The 6,893-nt window shown below is 31.1% G+C and carries 2 protein-coding genes; one reads left to right on the forward strand and one right to left on the reverse strand.

The features are described 5' to 3' along the window. Window positions 1-5: 5 nt before the first annotated feature. The gene (serC, locus tag ACLR9T_RS05245; protein ID WP_413108480.1) at window positions 6-1,091 is read right to left on the reverse strand and encodes a 3-phosphoserine/phosphohydroxythreonine transaminase; all 1,086 of its coding nucleotides are present in this window, start codon (window positions 1,089-1,091) and stop codon (window positions 6-8) included. A gap of 473 nt (window positions 1,092-1,564) precedes the next feature. Between serC and ACLR9T_RS05250 the strand changes: the two genes are divergently transcribed. Further along, window positions 1,565-6,893, forward strand: a 5,329-nt coding sequence (locus tag ACLR9T_RS05250) for a discoidin domain-containing protein (protein WP_413108481.1), incomplete at its 3' end; no start/stop codon positions are given.

Genomic DNA, 6,893 nt, shown 5'->3' on the forward strand with positions numbered 1-6,893 from the left:
CTCTCCTATTTATTTGATGCTTCAAAATCTTTCATAAAGGCAATTAATTTTTCAACACCTTCAATTGGCATGGCATTATAGATAGATGCTCTAATTCCCCCAACAGAACGGTGCCCTTTTAAATTAGTCATACCCGCAGCAATACTTTCCTTAACAAACTTTGCATCTAGATCCTTATTTGGTGTTGTAAATGTAACATTCATTAATGAACGATTATCCTTATCACTATGACAAATATAAAAATCACTTTTATCAAGATAATCATATAATAGATTAGCTTTTTTTATATTTCTTTCTTCCATTACTTCTAATCCACCTAAATCATCAATCCACTCTAATACTAAGCCTAAAACATAAATTGCATAAGCTGGCGGTGTGTTATACATTGAATCATTATCAATCATTAATTTATAATCTAATAACACTGGTGTTGTTGGTGCTACTTTTTGCAATAACTCTTCTTTAATAATAGCTACTCCTAAACCAGCAATCCCCATATTTTTTTGTGCTCCAGCATAAATCATTCCATACTTAGATACATCAACCGGTTTAGATAAAATACTAGAAGACATATCAACAATTACTGGAATTCCATTAGTTTCAGGAACATATTTCCATTCTGTACCATAAATTGTATTATTTGCACATAAATGTACATAAGAAGCTTCTGAATCCAGATTTAATTCATCTTGTGTTGGAATATGTTTAAAGTTATTAACACTTCCATCATATGCAATATTAATTTCCCCATACTTTTTCGCTTCTGCTGCAGCTTTTTTACTAAATGCCCCAGTAACAATATAATCTGCTTTACCATTTTTTAATAAATTCAATGGCACCATTGAAAATTGTTGTGTAGCTCCCCCCTGGATAAACACAATTTTGTAATCATCAGGAATATTCATTACTTTCTTTAATAATCCTTTTGTTTTTTCAAAAATGTCTAAGTAGGAAGAGGATCTATGACTCATCTCCATTACACTCATCCCACTATTTTCATAGTTCAACATTTGTTTAGCCGCTTTTTCTAAAACCGGCACAGGTAACATTGAAGGACCTGCAGAAAAATTAAATACTCTCTTTTCAGTCATATAAATACCTTTCCTTTCTTGTAATGTATTTATTATATTGTATACAATTCTTTTTGTAAAGCAATTTTATAAAAATTGTATACAATTAATCCAAAATCACCTAATTTCCGTCATATAATCTATTTAATTTTTATATACATCATCGTAATATATGCTAGAATTTATAATTTATTATAAAAATACTATTTGTTTTTTGCTTTCTTTAATAAGAGTCTCAAAATCCTTTTTAGTTTGTAAAATCTTTTATTTACACCTAATTAAAATGCACTAAATATAATATTTAAGGTTAGAAAAATAAAACATCTATAACACTTCATTGACAATATCTAACAGTTTACCTAAAATTAATGTAAGGGGTAACATTTATAGCCGTATTGTTATCTTTAACAAAAGAAAAGGAGGAAAAATCAAGGGCGTAAATATGTAGGGAATTGAATTTAAATAAAAATAAAAATATGAGGTGAATAACACAAATGGGAAAGAATTTTTATAAAAAGATAGGAGCAGTCTTATTAACAATTGTTATGATAATACCTATTTTACAAGCAAATGTAAATGCAGTAGAAAAACCTATCACAATGCAAACTAAAAATGTTCAAGGGACTTTAACAAGAGCTCCTTCAGTGGCAAATTTAGAAGAAAATGGGAATTTAGATTGGGTTCATTGTAATGTTAAACAACAATCACAATGGGCAGGAGCAAAAAAATCATTAATTAAAGACATTGTCTTATCAGGAACCCTTGCTCAAATTATGAGTGATACAGATTCTAATTTTATTTACACAAATAGTCAACCTGATAACCATAAAGGGCAGGTTATTAATGGTTTAGGTGGAAAAACAACTTTCACTTTACCGGCAAGTATAGAAAAAAAATATGTTTCTATTTTTACTGGTTCATGGGCTTCACAAATTAAACTAAGTGTATATATTAATGATGAAGAAGTATATTCAAATGTTCATGGAAAAAAAGAAACCAGTAGTGGTGCTGAAAGTTTTTTAACACAATTTACTTATCACACTAATACTGATAAAGATGTTGTAAAGGTTAATATTGAAACAATAGAAGTATTTGATTCTATTTATGGAAATCAAAGTATTCAAGCAATTGCTTTATCTGACCATGAACAAAATTATGATTCTCCACTAAGTAAAGATTTAATAATTGGGGAATTAGTTGATGCACCAGCTTATATCAATTTAACAAAACAAGGCCAATTAGACTGGATACATATGGATTCAGCACAATTTGGCAGTTTTAATAGAAAAAATGTATTAGATGCTGGAATTACTAATATGACATTGATTGGTAATAGTGACTATGTTACTGAAAATGTGAAAACAGATTTTAGATATAGTGATGGTATGTCAAATCTTATATCTCCAGACAATAACAAAAAAGGGTTAGTATTTACAGGATTAAATAATGGTTTTTCTTTTAATGTACCTGGTAGTGTAGAAAATAGATGTTTAGATATCTATACAGGTGCATGGGCAGCAGATATTAATGTTACTGTAGAAATTAATGGAATCAAGGCTTACGAAGAAGTCTTCGGTAGTAATGATACAACTTCAGGCAGTCCTGCTGTTTATCGTACTTTAAAACTTGATTACCATACTGATAAAGCTGATGATGAAGTTAAAGTTACGGTTAAAGTTATTAAAGTTTACGATAGTAAATGGGGTAATATGAATATTGGAGGTATTACTCTAGGAACAAAACGCGTAAAAGATGATGGCAGTCTAGTTGGGGGAGTTTTGAAAACCGCTCCAGCTAATGTTGATTTAACACAAGATGGAAAATTAGATTGGATCTATCTTAATGACGAAATACTAAAAGATTATAATAAAAAAGATATTGATAATCACCTTATTAATAATGTTAGCTTAATAGGAAGAGCTCAAAATGCTCCTATTGTTAATAAGGCTAAAACAGCTTTTTCATATAGTGATGGTATTTCACCAATTGAGGAGTCAAACGGACACTTTTCTTATGTATTTCAAGGAAAAGGAAGTGGAATAGAATTTGACCTTCCTGGAAGTACAGAATTGAAATATGTAAATTTCTATGCCGGAGCATGGGCCGCTGATGTTAAAATAGAAATACTTGTTAATGATGTAGTACAATATACAACAAATTTTGGTAGTTCAAGCACAGTCGCTGATACAACAAACTACCAGGTCGCTAGATTACAATATAAAACAGTTAATGATAATGACATAGTAAAAATTCGTGCTGTTGTTACAAAAGACTATGATGAAACATGGTCAAATATGAATGTAAGTGCTATTGCAATATCTGACCAGGCACCTGTTAATTTAGAGGAAACAATTAAAACAGATTCATGGATCGTTAATCATTCAGGTGGTGAAATATCTGAGTTAAAATCAAAGATAGCAGGTGAAATGTATAATATTCCTGTAAGAACCGATCAGTATAGTGGTTTTGTATGGAATTTAAACGGGGAAAAAATATTCTTATCATCAATTAATGAAGATGATAAAGGTAATATTATTTATACAGGTAACTATAAAAAAGATAACAAAGATTTAACATTTACAATGAAATATTGTGTAAACGAGCAAGAACAATTGGTAGTAAGTGCATCTATAAAAAATAATAAAGGTGAAGAGATTGCTATAGACCAGGCAAGCATCCAAATCGGGTTCAATACATACCTTGAAAAATATCCTGATTATAATGATCAGCTCTTTCCAACATTATTAAGATGTGAAAAAACACATGCTTGGGGGTATTTTTCAACTCCATCTGGTAGAATTATGTCTATTGCAACAGATAATCCTGTAGCATCATATACATTTGATTATCAAAGTGGAGCACATAGAATATATAGTGCATCTTTAGATGTTTTACAATCAGGAAAACTTCCTGAAAGACATCCACAAAATTATGATAAGTTAAGTGCTAATGAAGAAAAAACATGGAATATCTATTTAAAACCTATTGATGAATTAAATGCTGTAAAAGAAGTTAAGGGGGTTATAGCAAATAATACTGATTTACCAATGTTTGATGCTGATCGTTATACATTAGCACAAGGTGAAGAAAGTATCATTACATTATTATCTCAATTACCGATAAAAGAGAACAAACTTCTTATTGAAGATCCTAATGGTAACACTTCAAAATTAACCATTACAAAAGATGCAAATGAAGTTTATAAAACTACTTTTAAAACAGATAATAAAATAGAAGGTGTTTATAAAATAACAGCTGAAAATGAAGCCGGATATAAATCTGAAATGTCTTTAAGTATTCGTAAAGATTGGTCCTGGTATATTCAAAAAGCCAGACAGGCAGCTGTAGAAGCACCACAAAAAGGAACATCACATGGTGAATCATATTATGGAATGTATTCTGCTTATATTGCAAAAAAATATTTTCCTGATGCAAAATGGGATGAACAAATTGATGAAAAATTTGAAGAGATATACCCATTAATGTATGATGTAAATACTGGATTGCCTACTTCATGGCAAAATCGTATTCAAAATCATTCTACAACATTAGGAATTTTTGTTGATCAGTATCAAAGTTCAGGAAATATTGAGTCATTAAAAAAAGCAGAAGATCTAGCAGATTATTTAATGACTAAGCAAAAGGCTGATGGAGGTTATTATAATGGTAATACCGATTATACATCTGTCATCTACCCTGCTAAATCAATTATGGAACTAGTTCACGTAGAAAAACAATTAATGGAAGATGAAACACTTAGTGAAGCATATAGAAATTATTATCGGGAACGATATGATTTACATATGACTTCACTTACAAAAGCTATGGACAAATTAGTACGTGTTGATGGTAATTTCGATACTGAAGGACAAGCTACTTTTGAAGATGGTGCCAACTCTTGTTCAATTACACAATTATCAGAATTCGCTCTCATGTTCCCACAAGGAAGTCCACAACGGCAAAAATATACCGATGCAGCTGTTAAATACATAGCTCGCCATACTTCACATCAACAAACAATTATCCCAGATTCAAGAATGAACGGTGGAACACTTCGTTTTTGGGAAGCACAATACGATGTAGAAATGGGCTTAACATCTTCTGCTCCAAATATGATGAATTCACCTCATGGATGGAGTGCATGGAACATTTATGGTTTGTTTAATCTTTATGAATTAACTGGTAATGTAGATTACTTAGAACGTGGAATGAATGCAATGGGTTCATGTGCACAATTAATGGGATATGATGGAATCCTTAACTGGGCATTTATTGCTGATCCACAAAGGGATACAAATTTCTTTGTTAAAGATGAAGAAGCTTCTACAGGTGATAAGATTGTTGGTAAACACGTTAGAAAAACAATTGGTGAAGAATATGTACCAATGATCAGTTACTGGTGGAGAGCACCAAAAAATACTTGGGTACCTGGATATACTGCGATGGGAGGAAGTGTTGTTCAAGGTGCTGCTTGTGATAATGATGTACACGAAATCTTTAAAGCAATGGGAGAAGTCGCTTTAACAAAAGCATATGTTGTTGAAAAAGAAGATGGAAGTTTTGAGGCATATAATGCAACAGTAGAAGCAGCAGATGACGAAATTAAAATTGTGCCATCTGAAGATGTCGTTTCAAATATAAGCGTTCAACTTATCAATGATAAAAAAGTATCTGTTGATTTCTATAACGGTACAAAACAACAAGTTATCCATAGCGGTAATCCAGTATGGATTACAACTAAAGAAAATGCAGTTGACACAAGCAAGCTAGACAAAGATAGTAGTTTAAAATCATTAGATGTTTCAGGCGGAAAGCTTAATCAAGAATTTAATAAAGATGTACATGATTATTCTATAGATATTGGTAATCAGTTAGGAGAAATAGTTATTACTCCTAAGACTTCTAGTGATAAAGCGATAGTCTATATTGATGGAAATAAGATAAAAACTAATGAAAACTATACTATTAAATTAAATAGCCCTTTAATGGAAAAAGATGTTAATATTATAGTTAAGTCTGAAATGCAAGCTCAATCAACTACTTATACTATTAAAGTATCAAACATGGGAAATTGTGAAGTTATTCCAACTAAAGGTCAAAGTGCAATTGCTGGTAGCCAACATTCTTCTAGTGGAACTGAAGGACCTGCTGCTAATGTATTAGATGGTGATATCAGCAGTATCTGGCACACTAATTATAGTGGTGGAATTGTTCCATTAGAAAATCGTTGGATAGAAATTAAACTTGCCAAACAACAAACTATATGCGGTCTACGTTATTTACCTCGTCAAAGTGGAGATAATGGAAAAATATTAAGTTATGAAATTTATATTAGTGATGATAACGGTCAAAACTATAACAAAGTAACAGATGGACAATGGGATATCTCTAAAGAGTGGAAAACGGCTACATTTGATGCCACAACCGCAACAAATATTAAAATAGTTCCTACCCAAACCTCTGGTGAATATGCTAGTGCCGCTGAAATACGTATAATTGGGTTAAATGCAAAAGTTAATAAAGATATCTTAAATGAGGTAATTAAAACAGCAGAAGCATTGAATGAAGAAAATTATACTGCAGAAAGCTGGAGTGCAATGCAAGAAGTTTTGACTTTGGCAAAAGAATTATTGACTAAAGAAGATGCTACACAAGATGACATAGATAATATGACAAATCTATTACAAGATGCTAAAGATTCATTAGTTGAAGTTACTATTGAAACAAATAAAGCAGCATTATCAATTGCAATTGATATGGCAAAAGATGTAACTCAAGAACAGTTAGGTAAATTAGTACCAGCAGTAGCTGATGAATTCAAAG

Source organism: Thomasclavelia sp., from assembly GCF_047249845.1.
GTDB lineage: Bacteria > Bacillota_I > Bacilli_A > Erysipelotrichales > Coprobacillaceae > Thomasclavelia.